The sequence below is a fragment of the Sporolactobacillus mangiferae genome (assembly GCF_023336505.1).
GTDB classification, from domain to species: Bacteria; Bacillota; Bacilli; order Bacillales; family Sporolactobacillaceae; genus Sporolactobacillus; species Sporolactobacillus mangiferae.
On record NZ_JAMAST010000022.1, the window covers coordinates 1 to 22356 of the forward strand.

Annotated in this window: 22 protein-coding genes; 7 read left to right on the plus strand and 15 right to left on the minus strand. The window is 44.3% G+C overall.

The genetic code is table 11. The annotated features are described in order from the left end of the window. Positions 1 to 509: 509 nt before the first annotated feature. From M3N64_RS12645 to M3N64_RS12660, 4 genes are all read left to right on the plus strand, one after another. On the plus strand, positions 510 to 719 hold the full coding sequence (locus M3N64_RS12645) for a hypothetical protein (RefSeq protein ID WP_249102889.1): 210 nt from the start codon (positions 510 to 512) through the stop codon (positions 717 to 719). Between the two features lie 122 nt (positions 720 to 841). Further along, entirely contained in the window at positions 842 to 2353 is a 1512-nt protein-coding gene (locus M3N64_RS12650; RefSeq protein ID WP_249102898.1) for a spore germination protein, read from the plus strand. 18 nt (positions 2354 to 2371) lie between these two features. Beyond that, positions 2372 to 3487: a GerAB/ArcD/ProY family transporter gene (locus M3N64_RS12655; protein ID WP_249102908.1), complete on the plus strand. Its 1116-nt coding sequence runs from the start codon at positions 2372 to 2374 to the stop codon at positions 3485 to 3487. Continuing rightward, positions 3477 to 4586: a Ger(x)C family spore germination protein gene (locus tag M3N64_RS12660; RefSeq protein ID WP_249102910.1), complete on the plus strand. Its 1110-nt coding sequence runs from the start codon at positions 3477 to 3479 to the stop codon at positions 4584 to 4586. Before M3N64_RS12655 ends, M3N64_RS12660 begins: the two co-directional genes overlap by 11 nt. A 116-nt stretch (positions 4587 to 4702) precedes the next feature. Here M3N64_RS12660 and M3N64_RS12665 read toward each other — a convergent pair whose 3' ends face one another. The 12 genes from M3N64_RS12665 to M3N64_RS12720 form a co-directional block, all read right to left on the minus strand. Next, positions 4703 to 5572 (minus strand): aldose epimerase family protein, encoded by an 870-nt coding sequence (locus tag M3N64_RS12665; RefSeq protein ID WP_249102912.1) that lies wholly within the window; start codon positions 5570 to 5572, stop codon positions 4703 to 4705. A 37-nt stretch (positions 5573 to 5609) separates the two neighbouring features. Then, a complete protein-coding gene (lacB, locus tag M3N64_RS12670; RefSeq protein WP_249102938.1) occupies positions 5610 to 6125 on the minus strand; it encodes a galactose-6-phosphate isomerase subunit LacB in 516 nt (171 codons plus the stop codon). Positions 6126 to 6166: 41 nt separating this feature from the next. Next, positions 6167 to 6595, minus strand: a complete 429-nt coding sequence (lacA, locus tag M3N64_RS12675) for a galactose-6-phosphate isomerase subunit LacA (protein ID WP_249102961.1) — start codon at positions 6593 to 6595, stop codon at positions 6167 to 6169. 645 nt (positions 6596 to 7240) lie between these two features. Next, the gene (locus M3N64_RS12680) at positions 7241 to 8005 is read right to left on the minus strand and encodes a DeoR/GlpR family DNA-binding transcription regulator (protein ID WP_249102964.1); all 765 of its coding nucleotides are present in this window, start codon (positions 8003 to 8005) and stop codon (positions 7241 to 7243) included. 180 nt (positions 8006 to 8185) lie between these two features. Beyond that, entirely contained in the window at positions 8186 to 9190 is a 1005-nt protein-coding gene (gene lacD / locus M3N64_RS12685) for a tagatose-bisphosphate aldolase (RefSeq protein WP_249102967.1), read from the minus strand. Between the two features lie 57 nt (positions 9191 to 9247). Next, positions 9248 to 10657, minus strand: coding sequence for a PTS galactitol transporter subunit IIC (locus M3N64_RS12690; protein ID WP_249102970.1), 1410 nt, complete (start codon positions 10655 to 10657; stop codon positions 9248 to 9250). A gap of 41 nt (positions 10658 to 10698) precedes the next feature. Further along, a complete protein-coding gene (locus M3N64_RS12695) occupies positions 10699 to 11001 on the minus strand; it encodes a PTS sugar transporter subunit IIB (RefSeq protein ID WP_249102973.1) in 303 nt (100 codons plus the stop codon). A 55-nt stretch (positions 11002 to 11056) separates the two neighbouring features. Further along, a complete protein-coding gene (locus M3N64_RS12700) occupies positions 11057 to 11527 on the minus strand; it encodes a PTS sugar transporter subunit IIA (protein WP_249102975.1) in 471 nt (156 codons plus the stop codon). A gap of 14 nt (positions 11528 to 11541) precedes the next feature. Then, entirely contained in the window at positions 11542 to 12468 is a 927-nt protein-coding gene (gene pfkB / locus M3N64_RS12705; RefSeq protein WP_249102991.1) for a 1-phosphofructokinase, read from the minus strand. A 68-nt stretch (positions 12469 to 12536) separates the two neighbouring features. Continuing rightward, a complete protein-coding gene (gene lacB, locus M3N64_RS12710) occupies positions 12537 to 13052 on the minus strand; it encodes a galactose-6-phosphate isomerase subunit LacB (RefSeq protein ID WP_249103009.1) in 516 nt (171 codons plus the stop codon). A gap of 40 nt (positions 13053 to 13092) precedes the next feature. Next, the gene (gene lacA / locus M3N64_RS12715; protein ID WP_249103057.1) at positions 13093 to 13521 is read right to left on the minus strand and encodes a galactose-6-phosphate isomerase subunit LacA; all 429 of its coding nucleotides are present in this window, start codon (positions 13519 to 13521) and stop codon (positions 13093 to 13095) included. A 348-nt stretch (positions 13522 to 13869) separates the two neighbouring features. Beyond that, positions 13870 to 14604: a replication initiation protein gene (locus M3N64_RS12720; protein WP_249103061.1), complete on the minus strand. Its 735-nt coding sequence runs from the start codon at positions 14602 to 14604 to the stop codon at positions 13870 to 13872. A gap of 94 nt (positions 14605 to 14698) precedes the next feature. Here M3N64_RS12720 and M3N64_RS12725 point away from each other — a divergent pair, with 94 nt between their 5' ends. Together M3N64_RS12725 and M3N64_RS12730 are read left to right on the plus strand one after the other, a co-directional pair. Continuing rightward, a complete protein-coding gene (locus M3N64_RS12725) occupies positions 14699 to 15811 on the plus strand; it encodes an FtsX-like permease family protein (protein ID WP_249103077.1) in 1113 nt (370 codons plus the stop codon). Positions 15812 to 15817: 6 nt separating this feature from the next. Beyond that, a complete protein-coding gene (locus tag M3N64_RS12730) occupies positions 15818 to 16492 on the plus strand; it encodes an ABC transporter ATP-binding protein (protein WP_249103093.1) in 675 nt (224 codons plus the stop codon). Between the two features lie 176 nt (positions 16493 to 16668). On the opposite strand, the gene M3N64_RS12735 is transcribed toward M3N64_RS12730, so the two are convergent. The 3 genes from M3N64_RS12735 to M3N64_RS12745 all read right to left on the minus strand — a co-directional run bounded on the left by M3N64_RS12735 (position 16669) and on the right by M3N64_RS12745 (position 19200). Beyond that, positions 16669 to 17568: a hypothetical protein gene (locus M3N64_RS12735; protein ID WP_249103097.1), complete on the minus strand. Its 900-nt coding sequence runs from the start codon at positions 17566 to 17568 to the stop codon at positions 16669 to 16671. 158 nt (positions 17569 to 17726) lie between these two features. Continuing rightward, positions 17727 to 18557: an SDR family NAD(P)-dependent oxidoreductase gene (locus tag M3N64_RS12740; RefSeq protein ID WP_249103129.1), complete on the minus strand. Its 831-nt coding sequence runs from the start codon at positions 18555 to 18557 to the stop codon at positions 17727 to 17729. 106 nt (positions 18558 to 18663) lie between these two features. Then, positions 18664 to 19200, minus strand: a complete 537-nt coding sequence (locus M3N64_RS12745; RefSeq protein ID WP_249103132.1) for a TetR/AcrR family transcriptional regulator — start codon at positions 19198 to 19200, stop codon at positions 18664 to 18666. Between the two features lie 207 nt (positions 19201 to 19407). Between M3N64_RS12745 and M3N64_RS12750 the strand changes: the two genes are divergently transcribed. After that, positions 19408 to 22311, plus strand: a complete 2904-nt coding sequence (locus tag M3N64_RS12750; RefSeq protein ID WP_249103146.1) for a glycoside hydrolase family 35 protein — start codon at positions 19408 to 19410, stop codon at positions 22309 to 22311. Positions 22312 to 22356: the final 45 nt, after the last annotated feature.

A 22356-nucleotide genomic window follows, 5' to 3' on the forward strand; every position in this document is an offset into this window, starting at 1 on the left:
GCATCACTCATAAATTTTGCCTCCTAAAAAATTACTTTTTTTCAAATACCAACCCGATTAATTTATAACAATGATTGTTAATTTATTCTCTATACAGTACACTCCGCATGGCAAGCGCTTACATTTATTATTAAACACTATTATCAGTAAGTACACAATAACAATTTCAAAGACAAAAAGTATCAAATAAACACAAACACAAATTTAATAATATTAAAAACAAATAAAATAAATCAGAACAAACATTTTTATTGGCTTAATCATCCAAAAAGAAGAAAGAGACTACATATCAATTTACCGAATCTTCATTGCCTTATTCAAAATTCACGATAAAGCGCTATAACAATTCGATTTTGCACAACGGCAGCGATGGCGTGAGCACAGACAAGCAAATGAACAATTTTCTTTGCCATGCGAGATTAGCGATTACTATAAGATTCCGAAAAAAATTTTGCGTATCATAAATTTTGATTTTGGGAAAAATAATGAAACATAAGGGGGAGCAGAGCATGCTGAGTATTGGTCTGTATATCAGTTATTTTTTGATGCTTGCATTGTATTTAACGGCCATACAGATGCAGTGGAACTCAGTTGCTGTATTGCTGATCTATGCTTTGATTATTTTTCCAAGCGTTATTCCTTTTCTCATTATCATCGTCGATCAACGCAAGGAAGAACAAAAGAAAGCAAAGCAGACAGAGGAAGAAAATCGCCGTTAGAGAAAAGCAGGGCATTGCTGCGGGCGGTTCACAGGACTCCTCAGACAAGCAGGATTCTGCGGGTTCACGCCCTCAAGCAAATCATGAATGATTTTATCGTCATTAAAAAGCAGGTGCCTATTTTGTTTTTCAGAAAAAGAAAGATCAAAAAAGAAAATCCAATACAGGCAGAGTCAGTTAGCGATCTTTGGCTGAGATTAGAGAATGTTCCGGATTTTATTCATTTCAAGCATAAAGGCGAACATTTTCATTGCTGGGTTTCGTTCATCCAGACTCTCGCTGATGTCGAGTACCTTCACCGGGATGTCTTTCCTTACCTGTACAGCGATAAAGTGCACAGTCTCGCGGATGTTCAGCAGCAAATACCGATTGAACGCATGATTCGGACAAAGGATATGGCCGTGATTCAGGCCAAACTCTTTGAAGGGTACACGATTATTCAGGAATATGAACGCGAAGCGGATTGTCTGATTATCCCTTCAGTGAAGATCAAAGGCAGACAAATAGAGAAATCGGAAATTGAAACCAGTATTATCGGTCCCCGTGAAGCTTTTGTTGAATCAGCTGACGCAAATATTAACTTAGTGCGTAAGCGAATCCCGATCCCTCAGTTCAAGTTCGATGAACTGCACATTGGCAAAATTTCAAAGACCCGTGTCTGCGTTCTGTATATCGACGGCATTGCGAATAAAGACAATATCAATACCGTTAAGCAGAGAATACGTGACTTAGAAGTTGTCAGTATGATCGATGCAACGATGCTTGCCCTTATGATCAGCGATAATAATAATTCCATTTTTCCTCAGTATATTGACACGGAAAGACCTGATCGCGTGGCAGGCGCTTTATACGAAGGGAAAATTTCCGTTATTATTGAGGGATCGCCGAACGCGCTGATTCTTCCGGCATCCATTATCGAATTTTTTGCGGCATTTGATGATTATTTTTTAGTCTGGCCGATCGCAACCGCCTATCGTTTGCTGAGGCTTTTTGCCATTGGCTTTTCGTCGGTCGCTTCATCTATTTACGTAGCCATACTCACCTACCATTATCAGCTGATTCCGGACAACTTAATTCCCAGTCTGTTTACTTCACGCACGGCCGTTCCCTATGCCCCATTTGTTGAAGTCCTGGTTATGGAGTTTATGATTGAACTGCTCCGAGAAGCGGGCGCGCGGCTGCCGACAAAAGTGGGACAGACAATCGGTATCGTAGGTGGTATTGTCATTGGTACGGCATCGGTACAGGCCGGGGTTGTCAGCAACTTTCTGTTAATTATTATCGCATTGTCTGCATTATCTGCATTTATCACGCCCAATTATCGAATGGCAACGACGATTCGCTTTATTCGTTTTCCATTTATTCTTTCAGCTCAGCTGCTTGGATTACTTGGGATCTCACTCTGTTTTCTTATCTTTGTCTCCCATTTAATTAAATTGACCTCCATAGGCCGGCCGTACATTGAACCCATCTATCCCACTCGTGTAAGAGATTTAAAAGATACCTTTATTCGCTTGCCACTGAATTATCAAAATGAACGTCCGCTCTTTCTGAGACCCGGTGATTCAAAGCGATTTAACAGTCACCGTGCCCATCAGAAAGCCGAGGTAAAGAAATCAGAGCTGGATAATTAATAATGGAGATCAATTATTGTGACAAAGGATACAATCAGCAAAGCCTTTCAATTAAGTCCGATCAGTGCCTTTTTCCTGACCTTTTCATTGCAGCTGGGGTCGGATTTCTTAAAACTGCCTCAGCCCCTGATTGATCAGGCCGGTCAGGACGCATGGATCGGTGTTCTGATCAGCGGGTTTGCAACCATGGGGATTCTATGGTTTATTTTCCGACTGCTTGATCATGAAAAACCGTATGGAAGAACCGATATTTTCTCAATTCATCGGCGACTGTTCGGCAAAAAAGCAGGAGACGTTCTGAATTTTATTTTAATGGGACAGGTGCTGCTTTTTTTAGTTTGCTTATTATGCACTTATTCAGAAATTTTTCAGGTATGGCTTTTTCCAAATCTGTCCACTCTGGAATTTTCAATCATTATCTGCATTATCACCGGATACGTTGTATTGGGCGGTATTCGTAATATCGGGGGACTTTCCTTTCTCTACTTTCTTTACATGATTCCAATCTTTCAATCACTGAACTTTACGGTTCCCTATCTTCGGTTTTCGAACCTGCTGCCAGTGTTTGATCATTCTCTTTCCGCAATCATGGAGGCTTCCTACATGGGAGCAAAACTGTATCTTGGCTTTGAGCTTGTCATCTTTTACTACCCGTTCTTTGGACAGCCAGATAGGGCGAGAAAATGGGCCTATCTTGGTGTGCTGACCAGTATGATACTCTATTTGAATCTGACCATTGTCGGGACTGCTTTTGCGACTCAGGGAGCATTGACCCGCACAATCTGGCCGTTTATGGCTCTGCTCAAAACACTGCAGATTCCTTTTTTCAATCATGCCGAGAAACTGGCAACTTTGTTCTTCGTTTGGAGCCTGATTCCGGATGTATGCGTATGTACATGGATACTGACACGCGGACTTAACTTCTCATTTCCGTCGATGAAACAAAAATATTTTATGATCGCAGTCCTTATATTAAGCGTTTTACTGACATGCTCTCTTCAAACCGGAAACCAAATAAGAATGATCAATCAGCTGTTCGGATTGACCGGCACTGCGATTGTCTATATTTATCTTCCTCTTCTTTTTCTTTATCAGTGGTTCCATAAAAAAGTGAGGGAACAGCATGAAAATTAAAGTTTTCTTTTTGCTTATGCTCATTCCGCTTTTAAGTGGATGCCTGCCTACCAGTACACTTGACCAGGTGTTAATGGTTGAGGGGGAGGGGTTCGATTACCTTGGAAACGGAAAAATTATGGGCACCGTCGTCATCCCCAGCTTTGAACAGGGCGCCTCCCAGAACGGACAGGGGGGAGGCATGCAGTCAATCTCTTCTACAATTCGCAGTCTGTCCGGAGTAACCTATGATGGCAAATCGTTAGCCGATAAATTTCAATCAGAAGGACAGGAAATTTTGCGCGTAGGATCGATGAAAACAATGATTTACGATAAAAAACTGGCGAAATTCGGTCTGAAGAATCAGTTATCCTTTCGTAACCGCGATCCGGATGTTCCCAGTGCGATTTCGATTGCAGTCGTTGACGGCAGTACAAAAGAATTGCTCACGGCAACCGACTACCAGACAAAGGTGCCCATTGCCCGGTATATTCAGCATATGATTCTTCAAAATACACAACAGAATTATCCATCAACAAATTTAAGATATTTTTTAGACAGTTATTATGGTGCCTATATGGACCCATTCATGCCACTGATCAAAAAAAGCGGTGATCATCTGGAAATGCAGGGACTGGCACTATTCAGAAATGATAAATACATAATGAGCATTCCTGACAGCAAAATGTTTGTATTTAAAATGCTGTATGAGCCGTTCAACCAGGGCTTTTATGACTGCCTGCTTCCATCAGGCAAACACATCGTTGTACGAAATGTAGAATCTTCCGTTAAATATAAGGTCGAAGACGGCAATGGAGTGTCCCCAAAAGTGGTCGCATCCTTACAGATCAAAGGATATGTTCGGCAGGCAAGCCCAAAAACCGTTAGCACCAAGGCTGCTTCAACGGTAAGCAAAAAGGTTGCCGATGATCTTAAACATAATGCCGAAAAAATGGTTCGCCAGCTTCAAAGAAAAGGAGTGGATCCGCTTCGGATTGGCGATACGGTGCGCAGTGCTACGCGTCATTTTGACGGGAAAACATGGAACGAACGCTATCCAAATACCAATTTCAGCTGTCAGATCCATGTAGAAGTCATTCAAACAGGTATCTCTTCATGATCCAGGCCGTATAGAAAAAAAGACAGGAGAAAATAAAACAGTTTCTCCTGTCTTTTCTCTGTGCCTCTAAAAGAAGCCAGCAATATGTTAAAACTCATCCTGCCGCGCCGTTCGGCTTATTTCGCAGCTTCCAGATAATATTTAACGGACAGCTGGATCGATGAGCCAGCGGGTACATAAATGAGATCTTCTCCGGAATTGTATTCATCTTTTTTGGCTGTCCAGGGTTCGACACAGACGTAATCCTTGCCATCTTCCGTCCACAGCACAACATAGCGATACTCCGGACTCTTCTCGATAACCAGCCGGGCGGAATCATCGAAGTTGCAGGTAACGCGTTTTGACGTATCTCGGAAAACAACCGGTTCCACGAGTGGTGCCATGTTGATGTGCCCGTCAAAAGGTTTCGTTTTCGAATCATTGTAATCGAGATATTGATCAGCCGTTGTTTCAATCGTCAACTGTTTGTTTTTAATACCGAAGTACGGATGATAGCCTGGATAAACCGGCATCGCCTCATCTGAATGATTCTCAATTTCCTGATGGATCGATAATTTTCCTTCAGCCAGTTCATAGGTTAATATGACCTTGAAGTTGAACGGAAAGGAAACGAGCGTCTCGTCATCACTGGTGAAAGAAAGTTTTAAAACGGCGTGATCATGATCTGCATCCGATGAGACGAATGTGAATGGTCTTGTCCGGGCGAGTCCGTGATTCGCCATTTTATACGTTTTTCCGTTCAGCTGATAACTGCCATCTGTCAGCTGTCCGCCCATCGGAAAAAGAACAGGGATCCCGCCGCGAACATTTTTAGAACGGTCAAAAAGTGTCTCTGTGCTCATATAGAGCACATCCCGGTCTAATGTTCGATAGGCACTGACGATGCCCCCTCTTTCCGGGCAAATGTCCGCGTAAGCGCCTTCTCCGGACAGGCGGATAAAGGTCAGCCCGTTTTCCTTAAAAGTTGAAACTTCATAGTTTGACATACCTAAGCCCCTTTGCTCAGCTGTTTATTTGGGAAAATCAGTCGTGGTAGTAACCTTCGGCCCACTTCTTGTTGTATTCATCAAAGATATGGTCGTTCGTAGTCGGTTCATCGCTTACCGGGATAGCGCTGATCTTCTTAATCAGAGCTTCGCTTTCTTCAGTCGGCTTGTATTCTGCTTCCAGGAAAGCATCCACAATGTTCTCGATCAGGCCGACACCGGAAATACGGCCGCCCATACCGATGACGTTGGCATTCAGATGTTCTCTTGCGTATACGGCTGTGCCGACATCGCGTACCAGCGCCGCGCGAATCCCCTTGACTTTGTTGACACTGTTCGTTATGCCGACACCCGTGCCGCAAATCGTGATCCCCAGATCGACCTTGCCTGTGGCAACCAGTGCGCCAACTTTGCGTCCGTAGATCGGATAGTGCGTCCGTACCTTGTCGTACGTGCCGACATCGGTTACTTCATAGCCTTTTTCTTTCAGATATTCTACCATGTGGTCTTTGATTTCCGTAACAATGTGGTCGCAGCCAATAGCTACTTTCATGCTTTATACGCTCCTTTTTAAACGCTCTTTTTTTCTCTTGCTTAACACATTCTGTTCAGCATATCGACACGTACCTGGTGACGTCCGCCGGCATATTCGTTTTCGATAAATGCATCGGCGCAGCCTTCTGCCAGCCGCTCGCCGACAACGCCGGATCCAAGCGTAATCATAGACGCATTATTATGGCTGCGGGTCATTTTGGATGAATGTTCATCCGAAGTTTCCGCAACGATAACTCCCTTGAACTTCGTTGCCACCATGAATGAGCCGGCACCGTATTCGTCAATCGCGATCCCGCGTTCTCCTTCACCGGCCTGAATTGCCTTGGCAACCCGTGATGCGGATTCAACAAAGTCAAGATCCTTTTCTGGTGTTTTATCCGTAACTGTGTATCCCTTGCCTTCCAGATACGCCTTCAAATGTTCCTTAAGTGCGTAGCCCTTTGCGTCTGCTCCTAAAATAACGTTCATCTTTCGTTTCCTCCTCTTTCTCCAATTTATTGTGAACGCTGCTGAGACACAGCATACACTTGAGCATAAATGTTTTATTTTGTTTGTTTATGTTTCGTTTTTATCATACCACTTTTGAAAAACATTTGAAAATCAAATATAAGTACATTCACTGATTCGTAATATTTGTTCAGAGAAAAGTTCAATCAGAGGGAGTTTCTTTTATCAGAAACCAGGCTACGCCTGGTCCTCAGCCGTCGATCTTGTACCTGACGGACACTCCAGCTGCCGCCGCAGGCGCACCGCGATCCTCCTCGGACAAACTGGAATCTGCTGGGTTCTCGCTGGCACCTGATCAGCAGGAACGCCCCGCAGGCGTCTCGCACTCCGCTTTGATTCTCGATAAGACACTGGTTTATTGGTTTTCATATGGGTCAAAATGATATACTTTCTTATCTTGTTAGAAAACCTGGCTTTACCAAGCCTCTGACGTAGGTAAAGCCGCCGTCGCGACGGCCATGGACGGCCTAGTGTCCGATAAGCCGCAGGACGCGGCGTTTTTTCGGACCACTTATACTATTTTCCTTAAAATTTATACACTTCAAGAGTATAAAAAAGACAGGAGCACGTTTCCTCCTGCCGGTTGGCTGCTCACTTTTAAATGGATCATTTTATCAACTTAACCTTGTCACTGTAGTAGTGCACAAAACGATCATCAATCGATGGATCTGTAACAATTGCCGTCAGCTTGCGGACATCATACAGATTGTGAAACGCTTCCACACCAAATTTGGTACTGTCCGCTAAAATATAGGTCTCAGCAGCATGATCCAAAATTATTTTTTGAGCAATACCTTCATCCTCATTCGCCGTGGTCACATTTAGCTCGGAGATACCATTGGTTCCGATGAAAGCCTTGGTCACATTAAATTCCTGCAGCATCTTGTTCGTAAAATAGCCGACAAAGGTTTCTGTACGGGCACGGTAGCGTCCGCCAACCAAAATTAATTCAAATCGGGGTGCATCGTTTTTAAACTGTTCAAATACAGACACTGAGTTAGTGACAATATCTAAATGTTTAAACTGATCTTTATTTAAGTAATCATGAATAAAACCGGCAGTTGTACCCGGACCTATGAATACAACATCCTTGTCTTCAATCAGTTCTGCCGAACGCCGCGCAATGTACTTTTTCTTTTCGACATTGATTTCTCTTTTTTGAATATGGGACAGTTCGTGGTAACTGACCGCACCTTTTTTCCTTGCTCCGCCATGAATTCTGTCAATTAAGTTCCTTTCCTCAAGATCAGACAGATCCCGGCGAATCGTCATTTCAGTCACATCCAGCTTCTTAGCCAGATCCGAAACGCTGGCCACATCATTAATCTCCAGATCTCTAAGAATTGCTTGATATCTTTCTTCTTTTAACATCGCATCCTCACTTCATTCTAGGCAGATTTCATAACAGATAATGTTCTATTATAATACAAAAAGCTTATGATTTCTTCTGACCTCAAGATAGACGATCAATTGAAGAAAACCATAAGCCAATCGCGTACCTGTTAAAAAATTGACTTGATCCGTTGATTTGATGCACTCACAAAGAAAGCATCAGCCAACGGTGATCTTATCTTTTCCTCCATACGCGTCATACCAGGGCTTGGCACTTTCAGCAAGAACACGGTTCAAATCATCAATGTTCTTTTTGCCGACGGTGCTTAGCCATTCAATTGCGCCTTTTTCTCCTTGTTTTCCGTAAGCATCAATCCCATCACGCCATGTCGCACGGCCGCAAAGCACACCGTTGAAGCGTGAACCGGCTTCGTGCGCGAAAATAAGCGTCTTCTGGAAAAGTTCCGCAGTAACTCCTGCACTCAGAAAAATGTAAGGAACCGTAGTTGCCTCATCCAATTGCCTGAAATAGCTTTTTGCCTCGTCTGCAGTATAAGCCTGAGGATTCTCGCCGATGCCTTCTACGCGGCTCATATCAACAGGCACTTCCAGTTTAAGCACATCAACATTATAACGTGCCTGTGTAAACTCTTTGACTGCTTTAATCACTTTATCAGGCTTTAATTTTGCATACTCTGCCTTGTCAGATACATTCGCATCATAAGTCAGCAGTTCAAGGAAAAATGGAATATCCTCAGCGACGCATTCTGAACCGACACGTTCAACAAATGCTTTTTTCTTATCATTGATCTCTTCGCCTTCATCAGCATCATAATAGACAAGAATTTTAACGGCATCACTGTTTTCCTCGCGGATTCTTTTTGCTGACCACAATGGCAGCAGATCAGGAAGGCGGCCAGCCTCTGTTACATCATACCCTGTCTTTTCATAAGAGGTGATCAAACCGCAGTTCGCATCACGACTTCTTCCTGCAGGAAGCCCGAATTCAGGATCCAGAAGGATGGAACTTGCATAGGGTGTCAACGTTTTGGATACCAGAGTTTTAAAATCAGACAGTTCCTGTTCCGTAGCCTCTTCGCCCTTGGCTGTACCAATCATTTTACGAAGTGATCCCCGCTGATCAATAGCCAATGCCGCAATGATGCCATCTTTATCTGATAACTTGTTAAGTGCAGTATATTTGCCTTTGGAAATTTTCTTCATTCATCCATCGCTCCCAAAACGAAATGTGCAGGGAATGATCCTGCACATTCGTAATCATTATTTATTCTGTTCTGCTTCAGCATAAGCGCGGTTTCTTTTCTTCATCTGGAAAGCGTACCAGATGAAGATCAGAATGTACGCAGCAACTGCCAGCAGCGCATACAGGATAAACTGAATGTTTCCCTGTGCCGCATGGCCGACAAGAATGGCAAGCAGTTTTTCAATCGGTCCTTCCATCGTTGAATGCGAAATCATCTGAGACGAAGGAATACCCGTAGGGAATGCGCCAACCGCCTTAGCTGTTGCTGTTACGAATGGTGCAATCATAGTACCTGAGATCAGAAATGCCGGAAGGCCGATTGCACCAATGATAATCATACGGATCAGTTTGCCGCGTGTTACGACGAGCAGTGCAGGTGTAAAGCCCATCGCGATAATACCGCCAAGTGGAAGAATACGGTTACCCGGAAGAACCAGCGCTTCAAGAAGCATAATCGGTGCCAGCACATTGGCAGCCGCCCAGATTTCCGCACGACCGGCAATGAATGGCCAGTCAAGTCCGATATTGAATGTTCTGCCTTTCAAACGTTTGCTGGCAAAATTGGAGATCCCTTGCGACAGCGGTTCGACGGCAGCAATGAACCATGCACCGATCATTGAGAACAATTCAAGGCAGACAGCCGCCGTGAATGCCAGTGTTGCTGTATCCTTAACGGACTGGTGAGACAGAATACCAATAAAAACACCAAGATAAACACCGATGGCAAACTTACTGCCCCAGAAACCGATTTTCTTATTCAATTTTGCTGCGTCAAAATCATATTTATCTAAGAATGGCAGGAATTTGTCAAAGAACTTATCAAAAACCATGATGATTGGATTCATCATATAGTTCATATGAGTCGTCGTCATCGGATTTGATTTTGGTGCATTCATCAGATCATTAAACGTTGGCTTCATCAAATCGGAGTTAATGATCTTCATAATTCCGATCAGAACAACAAGCAAAGTGGCAATGAAAAGGTTGTGGCCGAAATAAACGACAAGCAAGCCAACAACTGACAGATGCCAGATGTCAAAAATATCAACATCCAATGTGTTCGTTCTCTTCAATGTCAGCATGATCAGATTCACAATGACAATGATAAGGAGAAAATATAGTGTATAAGCGGAGCCCCACGTAATCGTTGCAACCGGAGCCCAGCCAACATCGGTAATCGACAAATTGATTCCGGTTGACTCAACAAATTGAGTGAGCGCTTTCGAGAAGGCGGTAGTCAGGATATTAATAATAGCACTGATACCGGTTAAGGCAATCGCCAGTTTCAGACCGCCTTCAATAGCTTTAGTCCACTTAACACCAAGAGCCAGCGCAAGTACAGTCAGGATGATAAACATTAATGGCGGAGCCCCAAGGCTCATAATTGGTTTAAATATTGAGTTGGCAAGTTCAATAATGGTTTGCATGTATCTTCCTCCTGAGAAAATGGTCAAGAACTGTATGGTGATTATTTATTCAGTGATTTAATCACGTTTTCCAGTTCATCAAAAACCGGTGCGGACATAGCTGGCATTCGATACAGAATCGGTCCGGCTTCAACAACGGGAATCGGAATTTCAAAACCAAGATCCGGTGTCGAAATTGGTGCGAAAATGTCATATTTGCTGATCATTTCTTCGTTAACATCCTTAATCATGACAGCATCCGCATGAACATCATAACCACGGTTTCTCATTTCTTCTTCAACTGCATCTTTAATCTGATGGCTTGAGTTTACTCCGGCACCGCAGGCAGCTAAAACTTTAATCATGAAAAATCACTCCTTAAATTAGTTAAATTATATAAATATTAATTAAAAGCAGAAATTACTTCGTAATAAACTGATAAATCTCTTCTTTGGTATTCAGGCTGTCCAGTTCAGATACTTTATCGCCCGACGTGAAGAAACCCATCAAGTAGGAGAGCAGGTTCGTCTGGCTGTTTTTTTCATTATTTAAAATGAAGAACGCGTACTTTACCGGAACCGTTTTGTCCGGTGAAATCATATTGTGGAAAGCAATCGGTTCTTTCAGACGGGCAACGACAACACCCTTCCAATTGCAGTATTCCACTTCTGTATGTGGAATAGCCACACTGAGTGAATCAGGATTAACAACGCTTAAATCCAGACCGGTCGGAAAGTTCTTCTCGCGTTCAGTCATGGCTTCGATATAGCCTGGATTGACCAGTTTCTTCTCCAGTAATTTCCCGCCGACTGACTGAAACAGTTCTTCAAATGAAGAAGCATCTTCAAAAAAAATCAAATCCGGATCAAATAGTTTTTCTGTATTTGCCATTTTTTCTCCTCCGATTACTCAAGAACTCGTACTGCAATTCTGTCTTTAAATGGCTCAACCTGGTCCGCCTGAACATACCCGGTCTTCTCTTCTGTTGCATTCAAAGTGCCAAAAGTTATTCCGTATTTCAGTGCTTCTTCAGGAGACAGCCCTCTGTCCAGCCCGTAAGCAAGACCTGCGATCATAGAGTCACCGGATCCCACCGGATTGACTGCATGAACCTTAGGAGGCTTGGCAATAAATGCCCGTCCATCAATGTAACCAAGTGCACCGTCTTTTCCGAGTGAAACAACAACATAAGTTACACCCGTTTCAGAAAGCTTTTTTACGCTTGCAAGCACATCGGCTTCATCCTTGATTTCCTTGCCCATAATAGCTGCAAGTTCTTCCTGATTCGGTTTAATAAGATACGGATGGGCTTTAATTCCTAATTCAAGTGCTTCACCACTCGTATCCAGCAGGAACTTTTTATTTTTTTCCTTTGCGCGTTCAATCAATTTCTGATAAAACGACTTGGGCAATCCCTTCGGCAGACTTCCCGAAGCCGTCACCACGCTTGCCTGATCAAGCAGGCGATCATATTCCTGCAGGAACGCTTCGGCCTCTTCTTCATCGATGGCCGGCCCGCCTTCCAGAATTTCCGTCTGGTTACCCTCATGCATAATAGCAAGGCAATGGCGTGTATTGCCCTTGATATGCACGAAATCATGACGAATCGAGGATTGATCAAGCTGTTGCTCAATAAATTCACCGGTTTTCCCGCCAAGCAAACCTGTGGCACAAACATCAGCGCTCACGCACTTCAAAACACGCGTCACATTCAGGCCTTTTCCGCCTGCTGTTTTAATCACTCGGTCACATCGATTTACCGTATCAATTTTCAATTCATCAAGCTGATAGCTCATGTCAATGGCCGGGTTCAATGTCAAGGTTAATATCAATACAATTCCTCCTGTAAAAGCAAATGCATCACACGTTTATCGAAACGGGCAGATGGTCGCCTGTTTCATCAGTCGTGGTAGTAGCCTTCGTCCCACTTCTTGTTATATTCGTCAAAAATGTGCTCATTCGTGATGGCTTCATCGCTTACCGGAATTGCGCTGATCTTTTTGATCAGAGCTTCGCTTTCTTCAGTTGGCTTGTATTCCGCTTCCAGGAACGCATCCACAATGTTTTCAATCAGGCCGACACCGGAAATACGGCCGCCCATGCCGATGACGTTGGCATTCAGATGTTCTTTCGCGTATACGGCAGTACCGACATCACGAACAAGTGCCGCGCGAATCCCTTTGACCTTGTTGACACTGTTCGTTATACCAACACCCGTGCCGCAAATCGTGATCCCCAGATCAACCTTGCCTGTGGCAACCAGCGCACCAACTTTACGTCCGTAGATCGGATAATGTGTCCGCACTTTGTCGTAGGTGCCGACGTCGGTGACTTCATAGCCTTTTTCTTTCAGATATTCCACCATGTGATCTTTGATTTCCGTAACAATGTGATCGCAGCCAATAGCTACCTTCATGCTTTATACGCTCCTTTTAAAATACCTTTTTTTCTCTTGCTTAACACATTCTGTCCAGCATGTCGACACGTACCTGATGACGTCCGCCCGCGTACTCATTTTCAATGAATGCATCGGCGCAGCCTTCTGCAAGATGTTCGCCGACCATGCCGGACCCGAGCGTAATCATCGAAGCGTTGTTATGGCTCCGTGTCATTTTGGACGAATGTTCGTCCGAGGTTTCCGCAACGATAACGCCTTTAAACTTCGTTGCCACCATGAATGAGCCGGCACCGTATTCGTCAATCGCGATCCCGCGTTCTCCTTCACCAGCCTGAATCGCTTTCGCAACCCGTGATGCGGATTCGACAAAATCAAGATCCTTCTCCGGTGTTTTGTCCGTAACGGTATACCCCTTGCCTTCCAGATACGTCTTCAGATGTTCCTTAAGTGCATAGCCCTTTGCATCTGCTCCTAAAATAACGTTCATGATTGAACTCCCTTCAGAAATAACATAATTAAGAATTAACATACTCGTTAATTAAGATGTTCAGCATTGTCCATCTTTACTCCAAACAAAACTTTTTTCATCACCGCCTTTTAAAAGCGCATACAACTTGTTTTATATTGTTTCTATTTGTTCTTTTAATTTCGTTTTGAGTATACCACGAAAACGTTATCACAACAATAATAAACATTCGATTTTTTATTTTGTCACAAATTATCCGTTTTTGTATTTAAATAACTTAGAAAAATACTCGTTAAAAACCATTGTTGTTTTAGTCTTTTATTACTCTCTGCATCTTGCCGTGGATGCCTCTGAGCCTCAGCGGCACACTTAAAGAAGGCGGATTCTGAAACTCACTTTTACGATGGCTCTCCCTGACTTCAATGTCTCATAAGTGATCTTGTATTTGCCAATCTGATTGATTTCATCGACTGCCGGATCGATGGCCCGGCGTTTCAAATCGATCCATCGATTCAGCTTGTCACCTTCTATCCCCATTAAATAGCGCATCTGCTCCAGCGTCAGCGTCAATTCGTCTGTTTTTTCATGGATACGAAACATTTCATATAATCGCGCGCTGTATTTACTCTTTAGATGAACTGCTTCCTCAAAAACGGAATAATCCTCTTTACGGAAGTACTCATGCAGGCTCGTAATGTATGGATAGAGTGCCGGGCTCAGCTCGACGATAAATTTATTTTGATGTTTATCATATACTGCACGGTGAATCCAGCCAGTCAGCACTTCACATTCTGAATCATCGGGCAGCATGAGCCAGAATGTATGATTGCTGATTTTGCGCAGAACCCCTTTCAGTAAGGTTGGATCAGAAGGCAGATCAGCAGAAAACGAAGCCACATCCTGAGGACTGAAGCGCGTGTAGGGATGGTCAGTCTGAATCATGCAATGTTTAATCAGGTAAAAAAGCAGCTGGTTTTCTTCAAGACCGCCGATATGCTGATGCGTCTCTTTAAAAAGCCGCCTTGCCCTGGAGGACCAGTTAATTCTGTCTTTTATCGGCTTTAGGACCACTTTGTCACTTTTATTTTTTTTAGATTCGCACATATTTATTGCCGCCTTAAACAATGTATGTTATTTTTATAGTGACAAAAATAATAAAAATTATTAAATTGTCACTTTTAATCCGGAGGTATCCACTATGTATTTAGCCTGGAAAGAAATTCGCCACAGCAAAGGGCGCTTCTTCTTTATGATGGTCATTATCTCATTACTGGCCTATCTTGTGTTTTTTGTATCCGGCTTAGCCAGCGGTCTGGCTAAGGACAATGCCTCATCCATTGAAAATCTGGGCAAACATACCTTTATCCTGCAAAAAGATGCGGATCAAAGAATCAATCGCTCAGCCTTGTCTTCCGAAACAGTCAGTAAACTGAGCAGTACATTCGGCAAAGACAAGGTAACGGTCCTGAACCTTCAGAGCACGACCGTTAACCGAGTCGGGAAGCAGCAAAAAATAGACCTGACTTTGTTCAATCTGGACGGCAGTCAATCCTTCCGCCCATCACTGACGGCTGGCAATGAACCATCACCACAAACTACTACCGATATTATCATAGATCAGTCCATCAAGCGAAACGGTATTCATCTTTACGATACCATTAAGGAACAGTCAAGCGGTCTGACTTTTAAAGTGACCGGTTTTACAAAGAATGCGACCTTTTCCCATATGCCGGTTGCCTACCTGAATCAGCGCCAATGGCATTTGTTTACTGAAAAAAGAAAGGTGTCGGGGCAAAAAGCTGTCCATGCTGCAGTCACCACTCCTTTTTCTTTGAAAAAGACACGCCAGCTGGCCGATCGCATCCACTTAAACCAGAACATCTCAGAGGTTTCAGCCGATACTGTGATTCGTGCACTTCCAGGTTACAAAGAAGAACAGAGCTCGCTTCAGATGATGATCAGTTTTTTATTCATTATATCCGTATTCATTCTTGGGATTTTCTTTTACATGATCACAGCGCAGAAACAGGCTCAGTTCGGAATATTGAAAGCCATCGGAACCAGCACCGGTTATCTTGTCCGAAGCCTTATTTTTCAGACGCTGATCACACTGTTCGTCAGTTTAGGGTTTAGTCTGCTGCTGACCGTGCTGACCGTATTCGTACTTCCGCCCGGCATGCCGTTTTCTCTTTCACCGAACGTTATTATCGAAAGGCTCCTGGCGTTTACAGGCATCAGCCTGTTAAGTATTCTTCTATCCATCTGGCAGATTATTAAAATCAGCGCACTCAGCGCCATTGAAGGACGGTGACCTGCTATGCATCCGATTTTGTCTTTTGATCACGTATTTAAATCCTACAAAGACGGTGACACAACGCTTGACGTTCTGAAGGATATTGATTTCAGCATAGACAAAGGTGAATTTATCGGCCTTGTCGGCCCTTCCGGTGCGGGAAAAAGTACACTGCTTTCTCTTGCTGGCGCTTTACTGACGCCGTCGCAGGGGCAGATACGGCTGAACGGAAAACCAATGGCAGCGATGACGCCAAAGGAACAGACAGCCCTGCGTCTGGAATCGATCGGCTTTATTTTTCAAAGCGCACATCTTGTTCCTTATTTGAACGTTCAGGAACAATTGATCTTCGTATCGCGGCAGCTCGGTCTCCCCAATGCTTCCGCACATGAAAAAGCTAAAGCCTTGCTGGAGAAGATCGGGCTTGAGCACCGAATCCGCCATTATCCGTCCCAGTTATCCGGAGGTGAACGTCAGCGTGTCGCCATTGCCCGAGCTATGATCAATAATCCGGATCTCATTCTGGCAGATGAACCGACCGCAAGTCTCGATTTCAGTCGTGCCAGAACCATTATTCAATGGCTTAATTCGGAGGTAAAAGAACATGAAAAAGCCGCATTAATGGTCACCCACGATTCACGGATGCTTCAATTCTGTGATCGCGTTATTCGGCTGGAAGACGGAATGTGCACGTCATAATTTGCTGACCACAGCAGTTTGCCTGCATGATCAGCAGACGGGCAGATAGACATAGTATTGAAAAAACAATTTGCCCCTGAAGACTGAACAAGCAAAGTCAGCCTTCAGGGGCAATGCGCCATACCTGCATATGTACCAGCTGAACGCATCAGGCGTGTGTGACGCACAGATCATTTTTATACCTGACGGTCAATCAGCGGGTGATCTGTGGTCGGAACGAGATACTGCTCAAAATCTCCAATACTGCTGATCAAAGCGTTCCAGTCATCGGTTAAGAAACCGATATACTTGTTATTGGAAACCGTGCTTTCCGCATATTGGTTCAGATTGTCTGACTGGACATCCGCACCGGAACGCAGAGCCGACTTGAAATTAACAACGAATTGATCAGAATCGCTTTCAGTCACCTTGTCTGCAGCTTTGAGATACTTGGTCTGCATCGTCTGAATGGCGCTGCTGCCGCTTCTCAGAGCTTCCAGTTCCTGCGCAGATGAACGCATTAATTTTTGTGCGGATGGCCCCGATTGATGTACGGCCCACGTATGAACAGACTGTTCGAAATTCTCCATTGCCTGATTAAACTGGTCCGTCTTGTCTCCGATAAATTTCGTATTTGCCGCCAGCATCTGTTCCTTGAACGAATCCGGAACGACATGGAGTGCAATAAAATCAAGCTTCATTTTCATCTGTGCAAAGGACTGCGCATACTGTTCCGGAGTATTTCTATATTCGGAAACCTTTTTGTCGACTGCCACGGCCTCTTTAATCACTTCTTTGATTTTCCGTTTCTGTTCATCACTCAGTCCTGATAAGTCATCAACTGAGAAATAATCCTTAAAATCAACGGCGTATTCATCGGACGCATAGTCTTCATTGACTTTATGTTTATAGATTTCTTCAATTTTTCTGCCTGCCTGCGCACTTGATACTTTGACCGTCTGCGCGGAAAGAATTACTTCGTCACGTGGAGCAGCCGTTTTCTGATTTGCCGCAGAAGCCGCGCTTTTTTCGGAAGTTCCGCTAAGTTCTGCTGCACGAACAGATGGGTAGGACAAGGATGAAGATTCAATCGGCATCAAATAGATCCTCCTTATTTCACAGTAAATGGCATTGTCAAACCGTTGAATACCTATTCATTCAGCAGTCCGTTTGCCTGATTAAGAGTTCTTTTTTTATTATCGGTTAAAACTATGGATTCATTTAATGTTAGAAAAAGCGCGTCCTTCCAGGATTCTTACCTGCTCATCCGGTTCACAATTTTTTCTATCCCAAAACGCCAGAGAGATGGATGATTTTTCGCAATGCGTACCATCATTCTATCCGCCAGCGAGTGATAATATCTTCTTGACGGTTTTGCGTCTGTCGCAGCTTTGTAGAAGATTTTGGCCAGGTCTTCGGAAGTCGCTGATATTTTAAGCGAAGAAAAGGCCTTCGTAATCGTCAGCACCAGTTTCCTGTATGGAGAATCCGTCTTTAAATTTTTTTCAGCGTTCTGCATTGCTATTTTGCCCCATTCGGATTGGGTGCCACCGGGCTGAATCACAATGCTTCGCAGTCCGAACGGCCGGATTTCCATGTCGAGCACATCGGACCACATCCCGAGCGCCGCTTTGGTTGCATGGTACCAGCCACCAAGCGGCATAAATACATTTTCTCCAACAGAAGTTACATTGATCACTCGCCCGAATCTCTGTTTTCGCATCAGAGGCAACACGAGCTGAGCTAATTCACTGGCCGCAAACACATTGACGTCAAATTGATACCTGGCGTTCTCAAGGCTGATTTCTTCGAGCGGGCCGTACTCTCCGTATCCCGCATTATTAATCAGTACATCAATTCTTCCCTGTTTATTTATCGCCGCTTCAACAAAGCGTTGATTGGATTCATGATCCGTCACGTCCAATCGATGGACACGAACGCCAAGATCCTGCAGGTCTTTCATTCGTTCGGTCCGTCTGGCTCCTGCATAAACAATCCAGCCATGTTCATTGAAATACTTTGCGCTTGCGTAACCCATCCCTGATGAAGCCCCTGTAATTAATACCACTCTTTTTTCATTATTCATGATTAATGCTCCTTTTTTATGACCGAACGTTCGGTCTTTTTATTAAAAAATATATGTCTGGACGCTGCCCCGCCAGCAGCTTTCATATGCAATAAAAGTATGAGCTTCATTCACGTACTTTCATTGCATTCAGCACCATGCGGATGATTGATTCCAGTTCCAGGTCATTCAGCGTTCCATTCATCTCCGCCACCTTCATGGGCAATGAAAAGAAAGCCGCATACACATAAGCCGGTGCACGAACAAACTTCGGATTTTCAATTATTTCTTTATAAGCCCTGTAAATGGGAGCAGCCGTGGTCTCAGCATATTTGTGTGCTTCTTCGCTTACCATGCTCGGGTTCGACTGAATCGCTTCCATGAACCTTGCTTCCTTAGGATAACGCTGGAATCGAGTGACAAAATGGCGAATGAACGCCCCCAGACGTGCTTCCAAATCCGGATGCATAGATTCAACTTCCGTAATGCCTTCATCCATCAGATCCTTGACATACATATACGTTTTGGAAAGCAGCTCTTCCTTATCTTTAAAATATACGTATACCGTTGATTTGGATATTCCGGCTGCGGCCGCAATTTTACTGATGGACAAATTAACCAGGTCATGCGTTGAAGTCAGGTCAAAAACTGCATTTCGAATCATGGGTAACTTATTTTTATCTTTGCTCTTCATGTTTCTATAATAACCGAACGGTCGGTCATTGTCAATCTTCTTAAAAATCAAGGCCAAATGTAGCATGGATTTAATACCAAAACACAGGTATTTTTTATTTTTATAGGTATGAAAGCGCTTAAAAAAGATGTTGTATTGCGTTACCATAAAATTGAAATTAAAAAGGTGGTGGAGGTTATGCAAAAAAAATTTTGGGGTTCTCTCGTCTTGGTAGCGGGTTTATTATGTGCAAACCTGCTGGGGACTCCAACCAGCGTGAAGGCAGATTCCGTCTCGAAAACCACAAACAAGAGTGCCGTTGTTTCCTTTGATCATTATTCACTGAAAATCAACGGCGAGCGCAAATTCATTTACTCGGGTGAATTTGAGTATTGGCGCTTGCCAAGCCCTTCATTGTGGAAAGATGTTCTTCAAAAGATGAAAGCAAACGGCTTTAATGCCGTGACTATTTATTTCAATTGGGGCTACCATTCGCCCAAGAAGGGCGTTTACGATTTTAGCGGTATTCGTGACGTGAATCGTTTGCTGGATATGGCAAAGGAAGCGGGACTGTACGTCATCGCCCGCCCAGGTCCGTACGTCAATGCTGAAACGGATGCCGGTGGTTTCCCGAACTGGCTGACTAAAGAAGAAGGCAAAGTCAGAAACAGTGATCCGGCTTATACCGCCGCTTACGAAGAATGGTTAAGCCACATTGATCCTATTATTAAGAAGCATTTAATTACTAAGGGCGGCAATGTGATCCTGTATCAGGTGGAAAATGAATACGGCAGCGGTGATGCGGACTATATGCAGAACATCATCGACAAAGTTAAAGCCGATGGAATCGATGTTCCGACGTTCCATAATCAGCAGGACGGTCCCGGAAGCCAATGGGCTTCAGGAACAGGCGCACCGGATATGTATGCATTTGATTCATATACCAAAACGCTTGGCAACCTGAAAACCAATTTTGGTGACGCACATAAATACGCGCCCAACAGCCCGATTTTTGTCGCTGAGCTCGGCAACGGCTGGTTTGATCCGTGGGGCGGTGTCGGTTACGATGCCATGCGGCAAAAATTCAATGCCGACTATCAGAATGTCGTCTATAAAAATATTATTGGCGAAGGCGCCACTTTACTCAGCTATTATATGACCTATGGCGGGACAAGCTGGGGGTATCTGCCGTTCCCGGGTGTATACACATCGTATGACTACGGCGCGGCGATCAGTGAAAACCGAACTATTGACGCCAAGACCGCAGGGCAAAAACGAATTGCCTACATGCTTGATGCGGTGAAACCCATTTATGAAACGGACAGCTTATCTGAAGGACCGATGGCGGACAACGCAAGCATTCGTTTAGCCAAGCTTCAGAATCCGAAGACACAAACTCAATTTTATATTTTGCGTCATGAACAGGCAGATTCAACGAATAATGATGAAGTTTCACTGAACATTAACAGCGCCGATGTGAACAAAACCGTGCCGGTAACCTTAAACGGCCAGGCTGGGAAAATTTTAATTGCCAACTATAAATTCGGTCATCAGAAGCTGGTTTATTCGACGGCTGAAATGATGACCAATTACTCGAATCGTGGTAAGGATGTCGCCGTTTTCTACTCTCAAAAAGGCGACAAGAACGAAACCGTGTTAAAATTCGACAGAAAACCGCAGGTCAACGTTCGATCGGGTAAGGTCGATTATCAATGGAATGAAAAGGAAGGTTATCTGACCTTATCCAATCAATATCAGGGTCTGGCTCAGGTTGACATTCGTTCAGGCAGACAGAACCTGATGCTGCTGCTGGGTACCGACGATGAAGCAGGCCAATTATGGCAGCAAAAGACTCATGCCGGCACGATTTTGGAAAGTGGTTCGTATCTTGTTCGCAGCGCCTCCGTCAAAGGCAGAACGCTTGCATTGACCGGTGACACGGATAAGAGAACAACGTTAAAAGTTTATGCACCTGATTTTGTGAAGACCGTTACTTGGAATGGCGAACGCGTTCGCGCGAGAACGGTTAATGGCAGCCTTGAGGTCGATCTGGCAGGCCCGGATACGCGAAAGGTTAGCTTACCGAAATTAACGACCTGGCGTTATCAGGAAGCTTCACCGGAAACAGAACTGAATTTCGATGACAGCCAGTGGACCATCGCTGATCACACAACGACGAACAGCAATACGAAGCCTACGACCCTGCCTGTCCTTTACAGTGATGATTACGGATTCCATCACGGCAACGTCTGGTTCAGAGGCCATTTTAACGGAAGCGGCAATGAAACAGGAATTAAGCTCTACGGGAGCAGTGGCAGTCACGGAGCCTATTCGGTATGGCTGAATGGTAAATTCCTGGGCAGCGCCGACGGCAGAAAAACGTTCACATTCCCTGAGGATGCCGTTAAAAAGGACCAGGACAATGTTGTGTCTGTAATGGTTACCAACATGGGTCACGAGGAAAACTGGGGAATAACACCAACTTTCAAGAATGCCCGAGGATTGAGAGAGGCAAGCCTGCAAGGAACTGACGTATCAAACGAAACGATTCAATGGCGCATCCAAGGTAATCAAGGCGGCGAAGACCTTAAAGATACCGCGCGCGGTGCCTATAACTATGGCGGTCTGTACGGCGAAAGAAACGGCTGGACTCTGCCGGGCTACCGGGATTCAGCTTGGCGGAAGGTCAGTCTGCCGAATAATCAGGGCGAAGCAGGCGTTGGCTGGTATCGAAACAGTTTCGATCTGAATATCCCGAAAAATTATGATGTTCCGATCGCGCTTAAGATTACCGATGATCCGTCTTACAATTACCGTGCCTACATTTATGTCAATGGCTGGCTGTACGGCCAGTACATCAACAACTTGGGCCCGCAGCACGAATTCTATCTGCCATCCGGGCTGCTTAATGAGCACGGGAAAAACAACATTTCAATCGCAGTATGGGGACTGGACGATCAAGGCGCACGCTTAGGGAATGTCGAATTAGTCCAGGACGGCATTTACAAGAGCAGTCTTAACGTTCAGCAAGTGAAAGCACCGGATTATCAGGATCTATTCTCTAAAGGCCACCACCACACCAAAAGCGGTGTGCATCAATAATGAACGGTCGATAATCATATAAACAAAAAGCTCGAACGGATCACA